This is a genomic window from Neobacillus niacini (genome assembly GCF_023715785.1).
Taxonomy (GTDB): domain Bacteria; phylum Bacillota; class Bacilli; order Bacillales; family Cytobacillaceae; genus Neobacillus; species Neobacillus niacini_E.
Genome location: NZ_JAMBOX010000003.1, coordinates 242,164 through 263,581, shown reverse-complemented (window position 1 = coordinate 263,581; position 21,418 = coordinate 242,164). Strand labels below are relative to the sequence as shown.

Annotated in this window: 20 protein-coding genes and 2 pseudogenes; 16 read left to right on the top strand and 6 right to left on the bottom strand. The window is 43.7% G+C overall.

The annotated features are described in order from the left end of the window. The first annotated feature begins 79 nt into the window (after positions 1 to 79). A complete protein-coding gene (locus M3234_RS08895) occupies positions 80 to 1,654 on the top strand; it encodes a fatty acid--CoA ligase (RefSeq protein ID WP_262304381.1) in 1,575 nt (524 codons plus the stop codon). 68 nt (positions 1,655 to 1,722) lie between these two features. On the opposite strand, the gene M3234_RS08890 is transcribed toward M3234_RS08895, so the two are convergent. Then, positions 1,723 to 1,929 carry a zinc ribbon domain-containing protein gene (locus M3234_RS08890; RefSeq protein WP_262304380.1) on the bottom strand — a complete coding sequence of 69 codons (207 nt, stop codon included), beginning with the start codon at positions 1,927 to 1,929 and terminating at the stop codon, positions 1,723 to 1,725. Positions 1,930 to 2,094: 165 nt separating this feature from the next. On the opposite strand from M3234_RS08890, the gene M3234_RS08885 reads away from it, so the two are divergent. The 4 genes from M3234_RS08885 to M3234_RS08870 all read left to right on the top strand — a co-directional run bounded on the left by M3234_RS08885 (position 2,095) and on the right by M3234_RS08870 (position 7,871). After that, positions 2,095 to 3,105, top strand: a complete 1,011-nt coding sequence (locus M3234_RS08885) for an asparaginase (RefSeq protein WP_262304379.1) — start codon at positions 2,095 to 2,097, stop codon at positions 3,103 to 3,105. A 131-nt stretch (positions 3,106 to 3,236) separates the two neighbouring features. Further along, positions 3,237 to 5,363 carry a DNA helicase RecQ gene (gene recQ / locus M3234_RS08880; RefSeq protein WP_262304378.1) on the top strand — a complete coding sequence of 709 codons (2,127 nt, stop codon included), beginning with the start codon at positions 3,237 to 3,239 and terminating at the stop codon, positions 5,361 to 5,363. Between the two features lie 85 nt (positions 5,364 to 5,448). Then, positions 5,449 to 6,234, top strand: a complete 786-nt coding sequence (locus M3234_RS08875; protein ID WP_262304377.1) for an ABC transporter ATP-binding protein — start codon at positions 5,449 to 5,451, stop codon at positions 6,232 to 6,234. Between the two features lie 2 nt (positions 6,235 to 6,236). Then, positions 6,237 to 7,871, top strand: a complete 1,635-nt coding sequence (locus M3234_RS08870) for a hypothetical protein (RefSeq protein ID WP_262304376.1) — start codon at positions 6,237 to 6,239, stop codon at positions 7,869 to 7,871. 91 nt (positions 7,872 to 7,962) lie between these two features. On the opposite strand, the gene M3234_RS08865 is transcribed toward M3234_RS08870, so the two are convergent. Further along, the gene (locus tag M3234_RS08865) at positions 7,963 to 8,775 is read right to left on the bottom strand and encodes a formate/nitrite transporter family protein (protein ID WP_262304375.1); all 813 of its coding nucleotides are present in this window, start codon (positions 8,773 to 8,775) and stop codon (positions 7,963 to 7,965) included. Between the two features lie 196 nt (positions 8,776 to 8,971). On the opposite strand from M3234_RS08865, the gene M3234_RS08860 reads away from it, so the two are divergent. Then, on the top strand, positions 8,972 to 9,895 hold the full coding sequence (locus M3234_RS08860) for a ketopantoate reductase family protein (protein ID WP_262304374.1): 924 nt from the start codon (positions 8,972 to 8,974) through the stop codon (positions 9,893 to 9,895). Between the two features lie 45 nt (positions 9,896 to 9,940). On the opposite strand, the gene M3234_RS08855 is transcribed toward M3234_RS08860, so the two are convergent. Further along, on the bottom strand, positions 9,941 to 11,116 hold the full coding sequence (locus M3234_RS08855; protein ID WP_285858363.1) for an MFS transporter: 1,176 nt from the start codon (positions 11,114 to 11,116) through the stop codon (positions 9,941 to 9,943). A gap of 275 nt (positions 11,117 to 11,391) precedes the next feature. Here M3234_RS08855 and M3234_RS08850 point away from each other — a divergent pair, with 275 nt between their 5' ends. From M3234_RS08850 to M3234_RS08825, 6 genes are all read left to right on the top strand, one after another. Continuing rightward, complete coding sequence (locus M3234_RS08850; RefSeq protein WP_262304372.1) at positions 11,392 to 11,622, top strand: hypothetical protein; 231 nt, start codon at positions 11,392 to 11,394, stop codon at positions 11,620 to 11,622. Between the two features lie 137 nt (positions 11,623 to 11,759). After that, entirely contained in the window at positions 11,760 to 12,362 is a 603-nt protein-coding gene (locus M3234_RS08845) for a TetR/AcrR family transcriptional regulator (protein ID WP_262304371.1), read from the top strand. Positions 12,363 to 12,379: 17 nt separating this feature from the next. Continuing rightward, positions 12,380 to 13,036, top strand: a complete 657-nt coding sequence (locus M3234_RS08840; protein ID WP_262304370.1) for a DUF2306 domain-containing protein — start codon at positions 12,380 to 12,382, stop codon at positions 13,034 to 13,036. A gap of 120 nt (positions 13,037 to 13,156) precedes the next feature. Next, on the top strand, positions 13,157 to 13,681 hold the full coding sequence (locus tag M3234_RS08835) for a PadR family transcriptional regulator (protein ID WP_262304369.1): 525 nt from the start codon (positions 13,157 to 13,159) through the stop codon (positions 13,679 to 13,681). Positions 13,682 to 13,684: 3 nt separating this feature from the next. After that, entirely contained in the window at positions 13,685 to 15,421 is a 1,737-nt protein-coding gene (locus tag M3234_RS08830; RefSeq protein WP_262304368.1) for an MFS transporter, read from the top strand. Between the two features lie 19 nt (positions 15,422 to 15,440). Next, complete coding sequence (locus M3234_RS08825; RefSeq protein ID WP_262304367.1) at positions 15,441 to 15,779, top strand: YrdB family protein; 339 nt, start codon at positions 15,441 to 15,443, stop codon at positions 15,777 to 15,779. Between the two features lie 6 nt (positions 15,780 to 15,785). On the opposite strand, the gene M3234_RS08820 is transcribed toward M3234_RS08825, so the two are convergent. Both M3234_RS08820 and M3234_RS08815 read right to left on the bottom strand, forming a co-directional pair. After that, on the bottom strand, positions 15,786 to 16,031 hold the full coding sequence (locus tag M3234_RS08820; protein ID WP_262304366.1) for a hypothetical protein: 246 nt from the start codon (positions 16,029 to 16,031) through the stop codon (positions 15,786 to 15,788). Continuing rightward, a pseudogene (locus tag M3234_RS08815) lies at positions 15,970 to 16,119 on the bottom strand (carbon starvation CstA family protein); the annotation flags it as partial. The gene M3234_RS08820 and the pseudogene M3234_RS08815, both read right to left, overlap by 62 nt. Positions 16,120 to 16,240: 121 nt before the next feature. Between M3234_RS08815 and M3234_RS08810 the strand changes: the two are divergent. From M3234_RS08810 to M3234_RS08795, 4 genes are all read left to right on the top strand, one after another. Beyond that, complete coding sequence (locus M3234_RS08810) at positions 16,241 to 17,002, top strand: threonine/serine exporter family protein (protein ID WP_262304365.1); 762 nt, start codon at positions 16,241 to 16,243, stop codon at positions 17,000 to 17,002. A gap of 15 nt (positions 17,003 to 17,017) precedes the next feature. Next, positions 17,018 to 17,464, top strand: a complete 447-nt coding sequence (locus M3234_RS08805; protein WP_262304364.1) for a threonine/serine exporter family protein — start codon at positions 17,018 to 17,020, stop codon at positions 17,462 to 17,464. A 446-nt stretch (positions 17,465 to 17,910) separates the two neighbouring features. After that, a complete protein-coding gene (locus M3234_RS08800) occupies positions 17,911 to 19,407 on the top strand; it encodes an amidase family protein (RefSeq protein WP_262304363.1) in 1,497 nt (498 codons plus the stop codon). Between the two features lie 357 nt (positions 19,408 to 19,764). Beyond that, positions 19,765 to 21,033, top strand: coding sequence for an ATP-binding protein (locus M3234_RS08795; protein WP_262304362.1), 1,269 nt, complete (start codon positions 19,765 to 19,767; stop codon positions 21,031 to 21,033). On the opposite strand, the pseudogene M3234_RS08790 reads toward M3234_RS08795, so the two are convergent. Beyond that, positions 21,030 to 21,257, bottom strand: a pseudogene (locus M3234_RS08790) (amino acid permease C-terminal domain-containing protein); the annotation flags it as partial. The gene M3234_RS08795 and the pseudogene M3234_RS08790 overlap by 4 nt on opposite strands. Positions 21,258 to 21,418 lie beyond the last annotated feature (161 nt).

The window sequence follows — 21,418 nt, the reverse complement described above, 5'->3', positions numbered from 1 at the left end:
AAAAGGTGTTGAATAATGGAATTAAGGCAATCGGTCACTATGCCGATTGCCTTCCCCAATATATTACGGAGGCGATCCAATGACAACAACAATCGGTAAAATTTTTGATTTAACAGTGGAAAAGTACCTCAACAAAGAAGCCCTCTATGATGTAAGAAAAAACGTCCGATACACCTATAAGGAGTGGAGCGAACAAGTGAATCGCCTGGCCAATGCGCTCCAAAAAGAAGGCGTTAAAAAAGGCGACCGCGTTTCGACGTTCATGTTCAACACCGAAGAACTAGGAACAGCCTTTTTTGCCTGTGCCAAAATTGGTGCCATCTTCAATCCAATCAATTTCCGTCTCATGTCTGAAGAAGTCGCCTTTATTTTGTCCGATGCCGCCCCCAAGGTAGTTATTTTTGAAAAAGCATTGGAGCAAGTCATTGAGCCTATTGCAAGCCGATTCGACAAAACCTCATTTTGGTTCATTGACCAAGAAACTCCAGCCTATGCCGCCAACTACCAAGAAAAACTTGCCGCCGCCTCATCTGATCAAGTTGTTGTCGATGTGAGTGAAACAGATCTTTATGCGTTTATTTACACAAGTGGAACGACAGGAAGACCGAAGGGGGTCATGCATACCCATCGAAATATGGTCGAACAGAGTATGTTATGTATCGCTGCGCAAAAGCTGGAAAAAGAAGATGTCGGTCTTGTAACAGCACCGATGTTCCACTGTGCAGAACTGCACTGCGCCTTCCTGCCGCGGGTAAATGTAGGCGCGAAAAATGTTATTTTGCATCAATTTAATCCAAAGGTAATTCTATCGTTAATGGGGCAAGAAAAAATCACAAAATTCTTTGCTGCCCCAACGATGTGGAACATGCTTCTTCAAGAAGATTTAAGTCAATTTGATACTTCAAGCTTGAAGTTGGGATTGTACGGTGCGGCCCCAATGGCTCCAGCTTTGGTTCGTGCCCTACACAACCGTTTGGGAATTGGCTTGATTCAGGCCTATGGAATGACGGAAATGGGGCCGGCGATTACCTTCTTGTCGGAAAAAGACCAGCTGCGAAAAGTTGGTTCGGCAGGGCAGGCCGGGTTAAATCATGAAATTCGGGTTGTCCGCACAAGAGAAGACGGGCCATCGGAACCGGACGACATTATGCCGGTTGGTGAACCCGGTGAGATTATCGTTAGGGGACCTTCTATGCTTGTCGGTTATTACAACCGCGAAGAAGCAACGGAGAAAGCATTGTATAAGGGCTGGTATCATTCCGGTGATATCGGTTATCTTGATGACGAGGGCTACCTGTTTGTCAATGACCGGGTCGATGACATGATCATCAGCGGCGGGGAAAATATTTATCCGCGCGAGGTGGAGGACGTTTTGCACGCCCATGAGGGTGTCCTTGATGTTGCTGTTATCGGGCAACCGGATGACCGCTGGGGTGAAACCGTAACGGCGTTTGTCGTGAAAAAAGACCTAAATATCACGGAGCAGGATCTCGACGAGTATTGCAAAAACAGCGACAGCCTGGCAAACTATAAGCGCCCGCGCAAATATGTGTTCTGCGAAGTCCTGCCGCGAAATGCGAGCGGAAAAATCCAAAAATTTATTCTCAGGAAGCAGCTGGAGGAATTGTTTAGCCCGGGGTCAACGAATAAGTAGAAAGGTCCATCAGGTGTGGCACTAAAAGGGGACAGCTAGAATGCCGTCCCCTATTTCACTTTTTTCCATCAACCGCCAAAGAAGAAATCAAGGACATTTGATGCAGTAGATGTATTCTTATTGTAAAACTCCGAATAACCGCATTTCTTACAGTAAACAACCGTAAACGTGTTTTTTTGAACATCAAAGATCTTCGATAGCCCCGTTCCTGTCATGGCCACTTCCTTTGTTCCAGCATCCCTGCTGCCACACTTGATACAACCCTTTTCGCTCATATACTCTCCCCCTAAAAATATCTCTTTCTTTTGATTCATACGATTATGTTTGGAAAATGTTTCATATATGGATATTTTTAAGGAACGAAAAATGGATTGTCTATAGGGTAAATTTATTCCATAATAATTTATAAGATTGTGAATTTTAATTAAGGGATGAGAGACTTGAATTCTACCAGCTTAATAAATGTAACCAGAGGTAATTTGATTGAAAGTGTGCATTATGGACATATTGCGGTTGTGGATGCCAAAGGACAATTGCTTTATTATGCCGGGAATCCCAATGCAGTGGTATTTGCCCGGTCTTCAATGAAGCCGATTCAGGCTATCCCAGTAGTCGAAACTGGCGCTGCCGAACATTATAAATTAAGCGCCGCTGATCTGTCGCTATGCTGCGCTTCCCATAATGGCGAAAAAATGCATACGGACCGGGTGCTGTCCATTCTTGCGCGGGCAGGGCTTGGAGAAACCTGTTTGAAATGCGGAACCCACCCACCGCGCTGGGAAGAGAGATACATAGAGTTGATCCGTGAAGGGAAAGAAGTGACCCCTTTATTTAACAACTGCTCGGGGAAGCATACCGGGATGCTCGTGACGGCAAAGCACATGGACGAACCGCTCGAAAACTACTACGAACTGGATCACCCTGTTCAGCAACGGATTCTGGCGGCTGTGAGCGAGATGACAGAATACCCGAAGGAAAAAATCGAAATCGGGATTGATGGATGTGGTGTCCCGGTTCACGGACTGCCGCTCGAAAAAATAGCTTATGGATATGCAAGGCTGGCTAATCCGAAGGGACTGCCGGAAAAACGAAGTGAAGCGATTAAACGTGTTACTAAAGCGATGGTAAATGCACCTGAAATGGTTGGCGGAACCGACCGCTTTTGCTCCGATTTCATGCGAGTTGGGCAAGGCAGATTTATTGGAAAAGTAGGGGCGGAGGCTGTCTATACCATTGGAGATTTAGAAACAGGGCTTGGTATTGCCATCAAAATTGAAGATGGGAATAGCCGTGCCGTATATCCGGCCGCTGTCGAAGTGCTAAAGCAGCTAAATCTATTAACTGAGGGCCAAATCGGGCAATTGATGAGTCACTACCGTCCGCAATTAAGGAATGCTAGAAAAGAGGTAATTGGCGAGTTAGTGGCAGACTTTCAGCTGCAGCGTGGATAAATAAGTAAATTTGGGGACAAGTTTGGTTGAATTTATGCTGAACTGTCCTCGCTATTTTTTCTTTTTAAATCCGAAGACTTAAACGGTATAATAGGATAGTACATCTATAAATTGAAAGGAGGACCACCATCTTGTTTGAAAAAGCACTCCCACTACTGCAATCCTACTTCGGCTACAATTCCTTCCGAACTGGCCAGGAGCAGGCAATCACATCCGTCCTTGCCGGAAACAATACGATTTGTGTGATGCCAACCGGCGGCGGAAAATCGATTTGCTACCAGATTCCTGCCCTCATCCTGCCGGGAACCACCATCGTGATTTCCCCACTAATTTCACTGATGAAGGACCAGGTCGATGCTCTCATTCAAGCAGGTATACCAGCAACCTTTATCAATAGCTCGCTAAGCTACTCCGAGGCAAATGAACGGATCCGCAGTGCCAAACAAGGAGAATATAAACTGCTGTACATAGCGCCGGAGCGCCTTGAATCTCCAGATTTTATCGAGGACTTAAGAAACATGGACATCCGACTCGTTGCCGTTGATGAAGCCCACTGTATTTCCCAATGGGGCCATGACTTTCGCCCAAGCTACAGACATATCCAGAGAATGGTCACTAGTCTGCCCCAAACACCGAAAGTCCTCGCCTTAACGGCAACTGCAACCCCGAAAGTACGTGAGGACATCTGCAGCCTGCTCGCTATTGACGAGGAAAATACGATTATCACTGGGTTTGAACGGGAAAATTTATCATTCTCCGTCATTAAAGGCCAGGACCGGATTAAATATTTGCTCGATTATCTTAAAAAGAACGACAAAGAGGCCGGGATTATTTACGCAGCGACCAGGAAAAATGTCGACACCCTTTATGAACGTCTTCGGAAAGTAAATATCAACGTTGCCCGTTATCATGCGGGTATGGGGGATGCCGATCGCGCCAATGAGCAAGAGCGGTTTCTGACAGACCAGGCATCGGTTATGGTCGCCACCTCTGCCTTCGGAATGGGAATTGACAAATCCAATATCCGTTACTGTATTCACCTGCAGCTGCCAAAAAACATGGAAAGCTATTATCAGGAAGCAGGTCGTGCGGGCCGTGACGGACTTGCCAGCGAATGTATCGTGCTGTACTCTCCGCAGGATGTGCAGATTCAGCGTTTTCTGATTGACCAATCGAGTGACCCAGGTCGTATCAAGCAAGAGTTGGAAAAACTACAGCAAATGGTTGACTACTGCCATACAGAAAACTGTCTGCAGGAATTTATTCTGCAGTATTTTGGTGAAACGGAAACGGAACATTGCGGCCGATGCGGAAATTGCACTGACTTAAGAACGAGCATAGATGTGACAAAAGAGGCGCAAATGGTCCTGTCGTGCGTCATCCGGATGGGACAGCGCTTTGGCAAAAACTTAACCGCTCAAGTATTAACGGGCTCGAAAAATAAAAAAGTGACCGAGCTCCAGTTCGACAAGCTATCAACCTATGGAATCATGAAGGACAAAAGTGCCAAGGATGTCAGCGATTTTATCGAATTTTTAATTTCGCAGGAGTTACTGGCCATTGAGCAGGGAACCTTCCCCACCATTTATGTGTCTACAAAGGGAAAAGATGTGTTACTTGGCAAATTGCCAGTCCAACGCAGAGAAACCGTCCAGGTGAAGCAAGTCTCCAAGACGGACCCATTATTTGAAGAATTACGGGCAGTCCGCAAACAAATCGCCGATACTGAAAATGTGCCGCCATTCGTCATCTTTTCCGATGCTGCTCTCAAGGATATGTGCGCAAGCCTGCCAAAAACAAGCGAAGAATTTTTACAGGTAAGCGGTGTAGGAGAACATAAGCTGCAAAAATACGGCCTCCAGTTTATTCAGGCGGTCAGGGAGTTTTTGCAAAATAACCCGGATTATCAGAGTGATATCGAACCGGTGCAGGCTGCAACGAAAAAGCCAGCCAAAAAAGCCGTAACTGATTCTCACTTGGAGACGCTTAGCTTGCATCAACAGCATTTGTCGATTCAGGAAATCGCCGAAAAACGTGAACTTGCTGTCAGTACTGTGGAAGCTCATATACTGCAATGCGCTCAACAGCGGATGGATGTTGATTTTTCAAGGCTTATTCCAACAGAATACCTGCCGCTTTTAGAAAAAGCGGTCGCAGAAGCTGGCCGGGAGCGTTTAAAGCCCATTAAGGAACTGCTTCCCGAAGAAGTCAGTTATTTCATGATCAAAGTTTATGTCTATTATCTTAGTAAGAAATAAAATGGCTGGGTGAGTACCAGCCATTTTTTTGTAAAACCACAGGAAAATTATGCTAATATAAAACTATAAAACAATGGAGAAGGTGATGACCATCCAGGAAACAGTGCTAGTTTTAAAGGATTTACAAAAGAATTATGGGGCAAAACAGGTCTTAAAAGGGATTGATTTAGCGGTCGAAAGCGGACAAATCATCGGGTATATCGGGCCAAACGGTGCCGGAAAAAGCACCACCATCAAGATTCTCCTTGGTCTTGAAGGCGACTATTCCGGTTCGATAGAAATTTTTGGTGATAAAATCTCCGATAATAACGTCGATTATAAACGAAGAATTGGCTATGTGCCGGAAATTGCCGAACTCTATGATAATCTCACGGCGATGGAGTACCTAACCTTTGTCGGGGAATTATATGGGTTGGACCATCGGGATGCAGATTATAAAGCGGAGAAACTGATGGAGGCCTTTGGCTTGGAACAGGTATATCATTCACGGATTGCCTCCTATTCGAAAGGAATGCGGCAAAAGGTTCTGATTATCTCAAGTTTACTACATAACCCGGATTTGCTATTTTTGGATGAGCCGTTAAGCGGGCTGGATGCCAATAGTGTGATGGTATTCAAGGAAATCCTTGCGGTGCTGGCAGCCCAGGGTAAAACGATTTTCTATTCCTCACACATCATGGATGTAGTCGAGAAAATCAGCAACCGCATCATCTTGATCAACGATGGAAAAATTGTCGCTGATGGAAGTTTCAATGAATTAAGGGAGCAAAACAGGGAAGGGACACTTGAGCAAATCTTTAATCAGTTAACAGGCTTCAATCAATATAAGGCGATAGCTGAGGAATTTGTCTCCATCGTTCAAGAGGTGTAACCGTGAAAGACTTCCGAACATTAAAGATTCTCGATTTATTTAGCGGCTTATTTGAACGCTCGGGTATCGATTATCCGATCATGAGAAAAATCCTTGCTGTCAAACTTACGATGGATGGGCGCAGAACACCGACTATTTTTAATCAACAGGCAAAGAAAAAGAATAAACCTGAAGAAAATGGGTTTATCAAGTCGCTGGGTATGTATGCGCTTCTTAGTGTGATGCTCATTCCCTTGGTTGTCTTTGGCAAGTATTACATGTATCAAATGAGCATTTTTTTTGGCGTCATCATGTTTCTCGTGATGACCTCGATGATTTCCGATTTTTCCAACGTGCTTCTCGATATTCGTGACAAGGGAATCCTCGGGACGAAACCGATTGGGAAAAAGACAATCACTGCCGCAAAAACGATCCATATCGCCATCTATCTTTTCTTTTTGACCGCGGCGATTGCCACAGCGCCGCTAATTGCCGGGACGATACGACATGGAATTGTATTTTTGCTTTTAACCTTGGCAGGGCTAATTCTCATTAACCTTTTTATCGTCGTGTTAACTTCGATTATCTATTATTTCATTTTACGGTTCTTTGATGGGGAAAAGCTGAAAGATATCATCAATTACGTGCAAATTGGGCTGTCGATCTCAATTGCAGTAGGGTATCAGGTTGTCGTCCGGGCGTTTAATTTTGTGGATATGAATATTACCTTTACCCCAAGCTGGTGGCAATTTTTTGTTCCGCCCATTTGGTTTGCCGCACCATATGAACTGATCTTGGGACAGCAATCAAGCCTGTATCTGATTGCATTTTCATTACTGGCTGTGGCAATCCCGCTGTTATCCATCATCATTTACAGCCGGATGATGCCCTCATTTGAAAGTAATTTGCAAAAGCTGGCCAACCAAAGCGGTGAGAGCAAGCGGAAAGAGCGCAAATGGAAAAATTGGCTTGCAGGAGTTATTTGCCGCAGTAAAGAAGAGAGGCTCTTTTTTCGCTTTGCCGACAATATGATGCGAAATGAGCGGGAATTCCGTCTTAAGGTGTATCCGGCTTTAGGGATGGCCTTAGTTTTTCCGTTTATATTCATGTTTAATGAAATTCAAATGAACTCGTATGCCAACCTGGTTTCGAGTAAATGGTATCTTGCCATTTATTTTTGCAGTGTGATGATTCCAAACGCTGTTGCCATGCTGAGATATTCGGGGAAGTACAAAGGAGCTTGGATTTATCAAACGGCGCCAATCAGTGAGTTGGCATCACTGTATAGTGCAGCGCTAAAGGTATTTATCGTAAACCTGTTTTTCCCCATCTTTTTCATTTTAAGTGTGATTTTTGTGGGGATGTTTGGTTTTAAAATGATTCCGGACCTACTGGTAGTTCTGATTGCATCTATCCTGTACACGGTCGTTTGTTCACTGTTTTTAAAAGGGACACTTCCATTTTCCGAATCCTTCGAGGATGCTGCCCAAAGCGGCGGGCTGAAAATATTTCTGGCGCTGCTTTTGGTTGGGGGATTCATCGGTCTTCATTTCGTGGCAACGTTGATTCCGTTCGGAGTAATTATCTACTTATTCCTGCTCCTTGTGGTTACGGTTTTTGCCTGGAGAAAAGCTTATAAGACAATATGGAATTTTTAATAAAAAGCTGTCATTGGAATTGCTGATGACAGCCTTTTACCGTTGATTGTCGATATCGCGAAGATATTGTACCTGCCTGGAAATTTGTCGATTATCCTTTTTCAAGGGAATTCGGACCATTTTCATCATCATCCAAAAACGGCTTGTTAACGAAATAATACATCCAAGCCATGAGCAAGCTGCCTCCAAACAGGTTGCCTATGGTAACAGGAACCAGGTTGTGAATGACTCCGCCCCATGAGATTGTGCCGGGATGATTCAATACTAAGGCAATGGCGAAGGTGCACATATTGGCAATGCTGTGCTCGTATCCGGAAATGAAAAAGCAAAACACAAACAGCATCATCGCAAACATTTTCGGTCCATCTCCCTTTAGACCCAAGGGCAGGAAGAAGGCCAGGCAGACGAGCCAGTTACAAAGGATGGCGCGAAAAAACAACTCAACCGTCGGCACTTGCATCTTCTTTTCAACCACACTCAATAAAAACCCGTTTACTGTGGATTCAGCAAACAGACCGGTGGTGTAAATCAGGAATGCAAACACTGCTGCCCCTAAAATATTGCCGATATAACTACTGATCCACAATTTGATTACTTCCCGCCATGCCATTTTTTTGCGGAATGCCGCATAGGAATAATAAAAGGTGTTGCCTGTAAATAAGTCGCCTCCGCCGTAGGCAATTAAAATGATGGCCGCGCCAAAAGTAATCGCCGCCATTGGGTAGGTCAATGGGGAATGTTCTGTATAAAAATAATTCCCGGTTTTAAAGGCAACAATCACACCGAAACCGATAAACATACTGGCGAGCATCGACCGCAAAATATACCGCAACAGGCTTTGCCTAAAGATTTTCACCTTTTTAAATGCCAACTTTTCAACTTCGCTTAATGGCTGCATTTCCATAAAATAAACCACCATTTCCTTCATTATCCTTTTATTCTTAATAAGAAGAGGATTGTCTATGTATACAGATAAAAAAATTCACCATTTAATTGGCTGAGAGGTTTTCAGTTCCGCATATATTCTTTTTCTTCTGCTCTATTAAAATTTGAATTATACTAAATATATTGAAGGTTTTAATACATAGGGGTGAACGTTAATGAGGATTTTAGTAGTTGGAGCTGGTGCGGTTGGCGGCTATTTTGGAGGCCGGCTTGCAGAAAAGGGTGAAGATGTCACTTTTTTGGTAAGAGCGGGGCGGAAGAAACAGCTTGAAAAAACGGGTCTGGTGATTGAGAGTGTTCATGGGAACATGGTCCTTACGCCAAAAACGTTGATTGCCGGCGAGGAGGCAGGGCCGTTTGATTTAATTTTATTGTCTGTGAAAGCCTATCATTTGGATGAGGCGATAGCTAGTTTTAAGCAATATGTCACAGAGGGGACAGCGATTCTTCCACTGTTGAATGGAATCTATCATTTTGATCGCCTGAATGACGAATTTGGGAAAGAGCGCATCATTGGCGGGTTGTGTTTTATTGAATCGACTTTGGACAAGGACGGAAAAATCATTCATACTAGCGCAAAACACGACATTGTATTTGGGGAACGCTCTGGTGAAAGGACAGAAAGAATTTTAAAAATTGAAGAGGCATTTAGCGGAACAAACACGGGCTATCAGTTAAGTGACATTATTAACCGGGATAACTGGAATAAATATTTGTTTATCGCCACGCTTTCAGGGATTACCACATTAATGCGGTCACCGGTCGGACCTATTCGAGAAGTGCCAAGCAGCCGTGCGACACTCGCTTTGCTGTTAAATGAAATTGCCTCCCTGGCGAAACTTGCAGGAGCACCACTGCCCGAGGACATTGAAGCAAACATCATGAACCAAATAGAATCGCTGGCATATCCAATGAAATCATCTATGCAAAGGGACATGGAGAAGCTGGCGCAGGTTGAGGCTGACCACTTGCAAGGATTTCTGTTGGAAATTGCTAAAAGAAAAGGAATATCTGTTCCAGTCTTGGAAGCCGTTTATGGGAATCTTAAAGTTTATGAGCTGCAGTTACGAGCACAGTAAAACATGAAAGAGGGTGGACCACATGCAGTCTCACCCTCTTTTGATCTAAGCCGCGTGTTTTGCAAGCTTCGGATGGCGATGCATCGATATCAGCAAAATCACCCCGCTTATGATTAATAAGGCACTCGTACTGATAAATACTGCCGAGAACCCGAGATAGCCAGAAACAAACCCGCCAAACACCGGTCCGATAATATTTCCCAGAAACCTTAAACTGTTGTTGTAACCGAGGACTTCGCCCTGCATCGCTAGTGGGGCTTCCTGACGGATATAGGCAACTCTCACTGGAATAATCCCGCCGATGGCAACACCTAAAACGAAGCGGATGGCCACCAATTGCCATAGATTTGAAACGATAGCCCCAGGCAAGTAGATAATCCCGGCAAGGAATAACAGAATGACCAATATCCTAATATAGCCGTACTGATCGGCAATTTTCCCCCATTTCCGCGACATCAGCAGATTGCCCAAGCCAGCTGCGGAAAAAGCAATACCAGAATAAAAGGCGATATTCGCTGGGCCATGAAGTTCACTGACAAATAACGATAAAATAGGCTGAATGCTGAAGTGGGCAACCTGGACAAGGGCAGAGATAAGCAGAACGGTAAGCAGCACCGGATTTCGGATAATATGTTGCATGACTTCCTTGCTAGTGTAATGAGTTTTCGTTCCTGCTTTCACTTCGATGCGAAATTCCTTCGCCGCGATGACCAGGATAGCCGAAAGGAAAATCGTAAGTGATGTCCACTTGAAAGTGTCTGCATATCCAAATGTATCGGCCAGCACACCACCAAGCATTGGTCCAAATAACGAACCTGTGATGCTTCCCGTTTGCAGGGTTCCAAGAACCCGGCCGGCAATCTCCTTTGGCGTTTGCGTGGAAATAAATGCCTGGGACATCGGAATGAAGCCCGCGAAAAAGCCCATAAAAAACCGCAGCATGAATAACTGCCAAACAGACTGTGCAAATCCGATCAATAAAATCGATACGGCCATCCCAAAGGCTGAAGTCATCAGGATTTTCTTTCTGCCGTAACGGTCGCCGACTTTGCCCCAGATTGGGGAGAAGATGAATGCGGAGACAAAGGTAACGGCAAACGTCAACCCTGACCAATGCTGGACATATTTTTCCGTAAAATTGCCTAACGATTCAATGTATAAAGAAATAAAAGGCAGAACCATTGTCATACTTCCTGCCACGAAGAAATTGGCAAACCACATAATCGCCAGGTTGCGTTTTGCTCGCTCCTGCTGATTCACGCCGAAACACTTCTTTCTGGATAATATTTCGATTCACTAAATATTATAATACCTAAAATGCTGAAAAATTCAAACATTCCATATAATAGGGCAAATGGTTTAATTTAATGGAGAGTTGCAGTCGGATTTTCCCGGTTTTCGCCTCCAATTTATTGAAAAAAATCTTTAAGGGACAAATTTACTTTTGTCTCTTTTTTTATTTCTTTGGAACAATAATAGGGAAGGAGGTTTTTTAGATGGAACACTGCGATGCTTTTTTACGAAGCAAAAACTGGATTGATAACGACTTAGATTCCAGATACATAAACGTAAAACACCCATATGCGATCTTGGTCTCAGAGGATGAAGGACAAATAACTCTACGAGGAAACACGGGTTTTGATAACGGCCAAAATGGTGAGGAAATCTTCACATTTACCTCATTAAACGAACTCCAGGAATGGTTTGAGAACAATATTGGGGAATGACGGGATATAAAATTCCTGTCTTTTTTTATTTTTGGCAAAAAAAGTATTTGCAAAATTTGTATACGGGTGTACAATTAACAGCGTAAATTAAATTAACGTTGTTAACCTATATGGATCTGGAGAGTGGATATAAAAAAATGAGCACAAATGAAAGACGCAAAAAAGAAATAAAAGAGATGAAGCAGGAAATTATTGAGGCGGCGGTACAGCTATTTTTATCGGATGGCTATGAAAATGTCTCGATGAGGAAAATCGCCAAGAAAATCCAATATTCGCCTACTGCCATTTACAACTATTTTGCCAGTAAAGAAGAAATTCTGAAACAGTTGCTAATGAACGGCTATTCGATATTCCTCAACAGCTTAAAAGAAGGCGTAGCAAAGAGTGAGGAGGATGCTTTATCTCGATTGAAAGCCTCGCTCAATGCCTACATTCATTTCGGGCTGAGCCACCCGGATTATTACCGGCTCATTTTCATCGAAAACCTCCATTTGCTGCAAAAAATCATCATAGACGAGGATGACCGAACCAAAGGTTTTCAACTGTTAACCGAGTTGGTGGCCGAGGCGATGAATGAGGGTGTGTTAAAAAAGAATGAGGTTCAGTTAGTTTCACAGTCGTTATGGGCGTCACTTCACGGGATTACCGCCTTACTGATTACCTTTCCGGATTTTGGCTGGTCAGACTTTGATGGGTTAATTAGATTTCAGGTGGAAGCAATGATAAAAGGGGTATCTTAAAAGGGGGAAATTATAAAATGGTCAAACAAAAAATAAACTGGAAGCTATGGGTTGGTTACTTTATCATTATTGCGTTTATGGGGTATATCGTATTTATGTACGGTATAAACGATCCGCGGAAAGCCGGGATTGTAGCCGGGAAACTGGAAAATCCGAGTTTTACGTTCAATACCTGGAAGATATTTTTCTACATTCACATCCTGACAGGCGCTATCGCTATAATCCTTGGGCCATTTCAGTTTTTGAAAAAGAGCCGAAAAAAAATCAAAACGCACCGAATGATCGGCAAGATTTATGTCGGATCCATATTTCTCAGCGTCCCGGCCGGAATTTACCTGGCGTTTTATGCGACTGGAGGTTTTGGCAGTACCATCGCGTTCTTAATTCTTGATGTTGCCTGGTTTGTCACGACCTTCATGGGTCTAAAGCGGATTAAAGAACGAAACGTCCAAAGCCATCAGGAATGGATGATGCGCAGTTATGCCGTAACCCTTGTCTTTGTTACATTCAGGATATTGGTAGGGTTATTTGTCTTCCTGTTCGGCTTAGCGATTGGATTCCCGGTTACAGTCATTCTTTCGCTGATCATCCATCTTTATTTTATCGAAAGGTCTATAAAGAAAAACCGCAGTGGGGCGGTAAACCACATAGGACCCAAAATGGTGAAGGCTTAACCCTAAACTCCCTCCTGTTTTCAGGCGGGAGTTTTTATTTGAAAAAAATCCAATTATTATATTGACAACAATCATATTAACAACGATAATATAAACATCAATAATATTGAGGTGAAAAAAATGAATATACAAGATGTGATACTCGGCTTCCTATACGAGGAGCCAATGAGCGGTTACGACATTAAGCAGATGATGGAGAATTCTGTTTCCTATTTTTTCGAAGCATCATTCGGGGCGATTTACCCGGCATTAAGAAAAATGGAAAAGGAGGGACTCGTTGAAAAACAGGTCATTCAGCAGGAAGGTAAACCAAATAAGAATTTATATGCCATTACGGAAAGTGGAAGGGAACAGTTCCAGCAATATCTGGACAGTCCGATTAATCCAACCATCACAAGGTCGGATATCCTGATCCGCATCTTTTTTGGCCGGTTTACCACTAAGGAAAAAATCGTGGAATGGCTGGAGGAGGAACGGGAGAAGAATCAGGAAATGTATGACAATTTAACAAGAATTGCTGAATCATGCAGTTCAGACATGGAGCATTATAAGCGGTTTACACTGGAGTTTGGGATTCGCCAGGCGGAGATGGTAATAAGAATGATTGATAATGAATTAAAAAATCTAAACGAACAAGGGGAATAGAGTATGAGTATGAAGGGTACGGGTGGAATGAAGGTTGTATTGTTAATGTGTATGGGGATTTTTGTTTGTATGCTCGACTCCACGATTATGAATATCACACTACCGGCGATTCAGGACAGTCTAGATACTACGTTGGAAACCAGCTCGTGGATGCTGAATGTGTACACGATGACAATTGCCGTTTTGGCGATTCCGTTGGCAAGATTTGCCGATATGTTTGGCAGAAATAAATTTTTCATTGTCGGGTTATTCATTTTTGGAGTGGGATCAGCGTTATGCGGACTGGCAACCAGCGGTGAATTCCTGATTGCGGCCCGGTTTGTCCAAAGCTTGGGTGCCGCCATTTTAATTCCATGCAGCATGGTAATAGGGATTTCAGCGATGCCGATTGAAAAAAGAGTGCTCCCGTTAACACTGCTAGGAGCCACACAAGGATTATCGACGGCCTTGGGCCCTACAGTGGGCGGAATCATTACTGAAAAACTTAGCTGGCACTGGGTATTCTATGTAAACGTGCCAATCTGTATATTGGCCATTGCTGTATCCTTCCTAATTTTAAAAGTAAGGAACGAAAGCAGAGTAAAATCATCGATTGACTGGTATGGTCTCCTATTCTCCGTTTCAGCGATTTTTCCGTTGAATCTCGTTTTGATAAAAGGTAATACCTGGGGCTGGGACAGCAGCCAGTCCATTGTATGCTATCTGGTGACCGCCGCATCCATCGTGTTATTTATCATTGCTGAGAAAAAATCGAAGGCGCCAATGGTTAACTTAACTTTATTTAAAGATCGTCTATTTACAGGTTCAGTTGTCATCGTGACTACAGGGTTTATCTTCCTGATTGGCGTAATGGTCTTGCTTCCACAGTTTCTAACCAACTTCCAGCACAAGACAGAGCTCCAAGCCGCACTCCTCGTCACACCAGTATCTGCTGCCATCTTTGTTTTTTCCAACTTTGCCGGTTTGTTAACGAAAAAAATAGGCTACACCATTCCGGTGATGCTTGGTTTTTTTATCATGGGAATCGCCTATTTTTTATTACACAATTTAAGTCTTCACAGCACAGCAAAAGAGATTATCCTTCTCTGCAGCTTACTCGGTTTTGGGTTTAGTTTTGTGATCTCATCAGCGACAATAGCTAGCACCTCTTCGTTTGAAGGGGAAATGCTAACCGCATCGCAGAGCGTTTTCTCGATGCTGAGGCAAGTCGGGGTCGTTTTGGCAGTCGCCATCTTTGTTGCCGGGCTAACCAACAATATTGCTGATAAAAAACAAGATGTCATTCAATTTGCCGCGCAAAAGCTCGAGAAGCTAGAGGTACCGGATGATTTGAAACCGAATATCTTAACGGAAACAAAAACAGCTATAAATGACGAGGGTCAATCCCAAAAAGCCACGCCATCTTTTATAACTGAAAGTGAGCGTAAGCAGCTTGTTGATGCCAATGTTCAAAGAGCAATGGCCGCCATTCCAGAAAATCAAAGAGGTCTGGTTACTGAACAAATTCATAAAGAAGTAGAATCACAGGTCGATCAAGAGATCGCCAATACAGGAATGATTGTAAGGGGTTATACCAAAGAAGTAGAAAATTTTGCACAAGAAAGGATTTCATCCAGTTTTGCAGAACTTTATAAAACAAGTATTCCATTTGTATTGTTGTGCATTTTCACGGGATTTATTTTTAGAGAAAGAAGGACGAAACAAGCTCTGCAACCGGTAAAATCGCCAGTTATCGAATAAGTATAAGGGGGGAGCAAGGATGGAGTTAATAAAAGCATTAAATTTGGGTCTGCGGTTTCTAATAGAAATATTAGCACTGGTCATCTATGGATATTGGGGTTTCCATGTTTCCAAGGGAACAGTTATGAAATACCTCTTAGGCATCGGCACTCCCTTGCTGGTAGCGGTTATCTGGGGAATGTTTGGCTCCCCTAAGGCACCCTACGGCCTGACCGGAACCCCCTATCTTCTATTTGAACTCATTATTTTTGGTTTGCCGGCGGTTGCCTTGTTCTTTAGCGGAAAACAAACATGGGCAATACTCTATGGTGCCGTAATGGTAATCAATCTCGTTTTAATGAAGATTTGGCAGCAATGAAAGAAATCAGCCCAGGCATCTAAAGCCGGGCTGTTTTTTCAATTTAACAGCATCGCGAAACTTTGCTGCCTTTGCATTGTATCGGGCATCCTGTGCCTCACAGAAGATTACAGCTTTTGCCTGCCTGCAGTCAACGTTACAATCAACAGCCAAGTGGTTGGCAGCAAAGTGATACCAGAAAGCCATCAGTGCCTTGCCGGCCAATCGCCGCAAAATGGTGGCCAAACAACAACCATTTGTTGGTCGGAACATAGTCCTTCCTGTCATTATGTATTTCTGCAGGTGTTTTCCGTTTATCATCTAACTGAAAAACTTTTTGTGCGATAAACTTGCTGTAAAATTATTTATTTGAGTATTCTGAACTTTTTTACGAAAATAGAAAAGTCGTCTCCTCATTGCTCTAAGGGCCTGTTTTACTATAAACTAGGTATCAAACGTTCAATGTAATAGTGGTGAGATGAATGGAGTTTTCAAAGGATAATACATATGAAATAATGGAGGTCTGTTTGCTGGCCGGGAAGATCATCCTGCAAAGCGGCGGTGAGACGTACCGGGTCGAGGATACGATGATGCGGATGGCTGCTGCGTTTGGGATTGAACACTCACATAGCTATGTAACCCCAACAGGCATTATTTTTTCCGCAGAAGGCGAAGAGCCAACCAAGACAAAATTAATCAGAATTTCAGCACGGTCGACGGACCTTGAGAAAGTCGCATTGGTCAACAGCATTTCGCGAAAAATCTCCAGTGGGGAGATAGGGCTTAGTGAAGCAAAGCGGCAGTTGAAACAGCTTGAGGACATGGACCTTACCTTTCCTTTGATGATGCAGGTCGCTGCCGCATCACTGGCAAGCGGCTGCTTCATGATTATGTTTAAAGGTGTATGGGCAGATTTTATTCCTGCAATGATTTCAGGTGGGGCAGGCTATATGAGCTTTATCTACTTTCATCGCTTTGTCCCAATCAAGTTTTTTTCAGAATTTCTGGCAGCGTTTGTTATTGGACTGGTATCTTTATTTTTTGTAAAAACGGGCCTGGGTCAGCAGCTGGATAAGATTATCATCGGGTCGGTGATGCCGCTCGTTCCTGGTTTATTGCTCACCAATGCCATTCGGGATTTGATGGCCGGGCACTTGGTGTCCGGATTGTCAAAAGGGGCTGAGGCATTTTTAACGGCTTTTGCGATCGGAGCGGGCATTGCAGTGATTTTAAATTTTGTGTGATTGAGGGTATGAAAAGTGGAAGTTTTGGCTCAAGCGATAACTAGCTTTATCGCGACCAGCGCCTTTGGTATCCTGTTTAACGCGCCAAATGAAACTTTGGTAAAATGCGGTTTGATTGGCATGGGCGGCTGGTTGATTTACTTTCTTCTGAATGGTTACTTAAATGACGCCGTGACGGCCACTTTGGCTGCCACCGTTTTTATCGCTGTTCTCAGTCATGAATTGGCTAAGCGCTTTAAAACCCCGGTCATTATTTATAGTGTGGCTGGCATTATTCCGCTGGTTCCCGGCGGTCTGGCATATGAAACCATGAGAAATTTCGTGGAGAATGAATATAATACGGCTCTTGGTTCAGCGGCAAAGGTGTTGATGCTAGCTGGATCGATTGCCTTTGGTCTGGTCTTGTCGGAAGTCATTAATCAAGTGATTCGAAAAGTAGCGAAGCGGAAAGCGGGGCAATGAATTGGCGAAGGCAGAGGGAATGTCCCTCTGCCTTCTTTGCTTTCATCTATTTGTGTGATGGTAACTTGGTTGCTGCAAGTTCCATAAGCTCTCTTAATGTAAAAATTATAAATATCGTATTAAACGAATAGCCGCGGTACATTTTTCCACTGTAGGTTTTAAACCTAAACGATGTAAGCCCTACCTCTCCTACATCCTCACGGCTCCGAGGCCGCTCCAGTGTGAATAAGTCTTTCCGAAAAAAACATTAGTGGAAAGCCAGAAAAAAATTCCTACATTATAATCCAAAATCATCTTCAAGTTACCAAAATGTAAAGCACAATTAATAATAATACACCATATTTTTGGATTAGTCAACAAAAATATTTGAAATTCTATTAACAGGAAAATGTGAATAATGAATAGAAGATATGTTCATAAAGGAAACAGAATCGGAGGGAGACTAAATGGAAGGCTTTATCTATAAATATTATGATGGTCTCGGGTTGGCAGAGTTAATCAAAAACAAAGAATTGCAACCGAAGGAAGTGCTCCACGAAGCGATAAAAACAATCGAACAGCATAATCCATCGTTAAATGCGGTCATTAATAAATTTTACGAAAAAGCGGAAAAACAGGCTGAGACAAATGAGTTAACTGGGAACTTTGCCGGTGTACCGATTCTTTTAAAAGACATCGCACAGGAAATTGCCGGGGAGAAAATTACTTATGGGTCGAAGGCGTTTCAAAAATATCGGGCCCAGTCCGATTCGGAATATGTTAAGCGGGTCCGAAACACAGGTGCAGTGTTTGTCGGTCAAACCAATGTTCCGGAGTTTGCATTAATGGGAATCACGGAACCTGCCGTTTACGGGCCAACCCGCAACCCCTGGAATTTGGAATACACGCCCGGGGGCTCAAGCGGCGGTTCTGCCGCAGCGGTTGCCAGCGGTATGGTTCCGATTGCAGGAGCGAATGATGGCGGCGGCTCGATTCGGATACCCGGAGCCTACTGCGGTCTGTTCGGGATGAAGCCGACAAGGGGGCGGACACCGGTTGGCCCAAAGTATGGAAGAAACTGGCAGGGCGCTTCGGTAGATCATATTTTGTCAAGGTCGGTACGCGACAGTGCAGCTATGCTGGATGAAATCAGGGTCTTCGAAAAAGCTGCCGCCTTCCACGCACCGCCGTTTGAAGGTTCGTATTTTGAAATGGTCCAGACACCGCCAATTAGAAAGCTAAAGATTGCCTTTTCCGTTCGTTCGCCGCTTGGCACGGAAGTCCAGGCAGAGTGCAAGGAGGCCGTTTACAAGACAGCCCAGCTTCTGGAATCAATGGGGCATCATGTTGAGGAAGTGGATGCACCTGTGGACGGAAGAAAAATTGCCAAGAGCTATTTAACGATGTACTTCGGCGAAGTTGCTGCGGCGGTTGCCTCGTTAGAAGAGGTATTGGGACGGAAGGCCGTGATGAGCGATGTCGAGCAGACTACCTGGATTTTGGGTTTGGTCGGAAAGGCGACATCGGCGGAGGAAGTGGTTTTGAGCATTCGTGAATGGGATTATGCCGCGATTGCGATGGAGACGTTTCATGAAACCTATGACTTCTATATGACACCAACTACCGCGTTCCTTCCGGCAAAAATTGGCGAGCTAGAGCCTAAGAAGTCGGAACAGCTCGCAATGCAGGTCACCGGTAAACTGTCCATGGGCGGTCTATTGAAAAAGGTCGGGATTGTCGAACAGGTGGCCGAAAACAATTTAATGCGTACGCCATTTACCCAGTTAGCGAATTTAACTGGCCAACCGGCGATGACCGTACCGTTGCATCTAACAGCGGACGGATTTCCGGTGGGGGTCCAATTCATGGCGGCAAGAGGTAGAGAGGATTTGTTATATTCATTAGCAGGACAGCTGGAACTAAGCGATCTATGGGTGCCGGTTGAGAGGAATCCGATGTATTAGGTTAGTTCTGCATCTCGAAAGGAGCGTTTTTAGTTACTCGATTCTTTGAAGAGTAATTGGTTAACCAAATGGGGAAAAGTCAAGTTTACCGTCTTCAATCGGGTCTATTGGCTACCAAAATGTAAACGAGACAACGGTTTCGGTCGCTAATCGGGTTGATTGGCTACCCAAATTTCAAGTAGTTAGAGGTTTCGGTCGCCAATAGGCATCGGCAAAGTTTACCGGGAACAATCACTCAGACGTATTGTTGAAAATTGCGCAAACATTTCCCAACATTATTTTTTTTAGCATGGAAGGAAAGCGGAAATTTTTGTCGTATATTATCGATAAAACGATTGTTTCTTCGGAGGAATGACCATGCTGGCAGAAAAACTTCTTTTGCAATCATTAATTGTACTCGCACCTGTTCTGCTTTGCAGTGCTTCACCTGACCATAAGCAAAAATGGAATACCCCATTTTATTTTGGTTTATTCTATAGCGCTTCGGCGATGGCCTGCATGATTTTTCTTTATTCGAACTATGGTCAAAACTGGGATCTTCGCTATGCACCACTGCTATTGGCGATTTTCTACGGGGGGCCGGTTGCCGGTGCAATGGTCATTGCCTCCATCATCGGAATGCGTCTGTTAATCGGCGGAGAAGCCGTTATTTTTGCCATCGTCGGCTGTCTGCTAACAGCCATTGTTCCTTTCCTGCTTAGGAAAAAATTTTGGAATGTGACTTCAAATAAACGGGTGTTTTTAACGTTATTGGCAGGGGGCTGGTCGCTGGTTTTATGCTATTTGTCGCTATCAGCCTATCATTATGTAAAGGGTGATATTTTTAAATTTTTTATAAATATCCCGGATTTACTTCTGTTTGCCCTGATTTATACGTTAGCTTTAGTCCTTGCTGCCAAGCTTAATGAAGGGCTAATCGAAAGACGCGAATTGCGGAAGGAAATACAGCGGGCGGAAAAGTTAAATACATTGGGAGAGCTTGCGGCATCGATTGCCCATGAGGTTCGCAATCCATTAACAGTGGTTAAGGGGTTCCTGCAATTAATGCATCAGGAGGAAAATGAGAAAAATCACGAGTATTTATCTCTTGTGTTAAGTGAGTTAGGCAGAGCAGAATCCATTATTAATGACTACTTGAATTTCGCCAAACCCCAATTTGAGAAACTGGAAGTATTTCAATTGAAGGATATTTTATCGGAAGTTGTAATGCTCCTGGAACCCTTAGCGGTAAAACAAGGGGTTCAACTGGAGAGCTCTTTTGACAGTTCCGATTTTTCATTATACACGGATCGCAATCAATTGAAACAGGCACTTGTCAACATTATCAAAAATGCCATTGAAGCAACACCAGAAGGCGGGATGGTCATGATTCATACGGCGTCCAACCAATATCATGCATCTGTATTGATTGCAGATACCGGCAAAGGAATGACACCGGAACAATTATCAAGGATTGGGACTTTGTTTTATACCACTAAGGATAAAGGTACTGGCCTTGGTACATCGGTTTCTTTAAGAATAATTGAAACCATGAACGGAAGGGTAGCTTATGATAGCAAGCCTGGAGTAGGAACAAAGGTAACGTTGACGCTGCCTGCAGGAAAAAAAGAAGAATTGGCGGGTTAACCTAAATAATGTCTAAAAGATGTGTAGTAGACAACCAATCCACACACTAGCCATACGCTGAAGCTGATCCATGTCAATGCCGGCAGCTGCAATGCCAAATACCCGCAAAATAAGAAGGCCAGAATCGGGATCCAAGGAACTAACGGTACACGGAAGCCGGATTTTACAGTTTTATTTTTTCGCAAAAACAAAATCCCGATTGAAACAGTCATAAAGGCAAGCATTCGACATTGAACCAGGCCGGAGAGCAATTAAAAAAAGCCAGCTAACAATTTCTAAACAGGGAGTATCTCCATATGGAGGGGCTCCCTATTTTTTTCCCAATAAAATATTTGTCGAAAAAAATCGATTAATATGCAACATCATAATAAAAAATGGTAAAATA

Bases quoted from the DNA above. Each gene is read 5' to 3' on its own strand.
- M3234_RS08895 (WP_262304381.1), top strand. From the start codon at position 80: ATGACAACAACAATCGGTAAAATTTTTGATTTAACAGTGGAAAAGTAC.
- M3234_RS08890 (WP_262304380.1), bottom strand. From the start codon at position 1,929: ATGAGCGAAAAGGGTTGTATCAAGTGTGGCAGCAGGGATGCTGGAACA.
- M3234_RS08875 (WP_262304377.1), top strand. From the start codon at position 5,449: ATGACCATCCAGGAAACAGTGCTAGTTTTAAAGGATTTACAAAAGAAT.
- M3234_RS08865 (WP_262304375.1), bottom strand. From the start codon at position 8,775: ATGGAAATGCAGCCATTAAGCGAAGTTGAAAAGTTGGCATTTAAAAAG.
- M3234_RS08860 (WP_262304374.1), top strand. From the start codon at position 8,972: ATGAGGATTTTAGTAGTTGGAGCTGGTGCGGTTGGCGGCTATTTTGGA.
- M3234_RS08855 (WP_285858363.1), bottom strand. From the start codon at position 11,116: ATGTGGTTTGCCAATTTCTTCGTGGCAGGAAGTATGACAATGGTTCTG.
- M3234_RS08850 (WP_262304372.1), top strand. From the start codon at position 11,392: ATGGAACACTGCGATGCTTTTTTACGAAGCAAAAACTGGATTGATAAC.
- M3234_RS08845 (WP_262304371.1), top strand. From the start codon at position 11,760: ATGAGCACAAATGAAAGACGCAAAAAAGAAATAAAAGAGATGAAGCAG.
- M3234_RS08840 (WP_262304370.1), top strand. From the start codon at position 12,380: ATGGTCAAACAAAAAATAAACTGGAAGCTATGGGTTGGTTACTTTATC.
- M3234_RS08835 (WP_262304369.1), top strand. From the start codon at position 13,157: ATGAATATACAAGATGTGATACTCGGCTTCCTATACGAGGAGCCAATG.
- M3234_RS08830 (WP_262304368.1), top strand. From the start codon at position 13,685: ATGAGTATGAAGGGTACGGGTGGAATGAAGGTTGTATTGTTAATGTGT.
- M3234_RS08825 (WP_262304367.1), top strand. From the start codon at position 15,441: ATGGAGTTAATAAAAGCATTAAATTTGGGTCTGCGGTTTCTAATAGAA.
- M3234_RS08820 (WP_262304366.1), bottom strand. From the start codon at position 16,031: ATGTTCCGACCAACAAATGGTTGTTGTTTGGCCACCATTTTGCGGCGA.
- M3234_RS08810 (WP_262304365.1), top strand. From the start codon at position 16,241: ATGGAGTTTTCAAAGGATAATACATATGAAATAATGGAGGTCTGTTTG.
- M3234_RS08800 (WP_262304363.1), top strand. From the start codon at position 17,911: ATGGAAGGCTTTATCTATAAATATTATGATGGTCTCGGGTTGGCAGAG.
- M3234_RS08795 (WP_262304362.1), top strand. From the start codon at position 19,765: ATGCTGGCAGAAAAACTTCTTTTGCAATCATTAATTGTACTCGCACCT.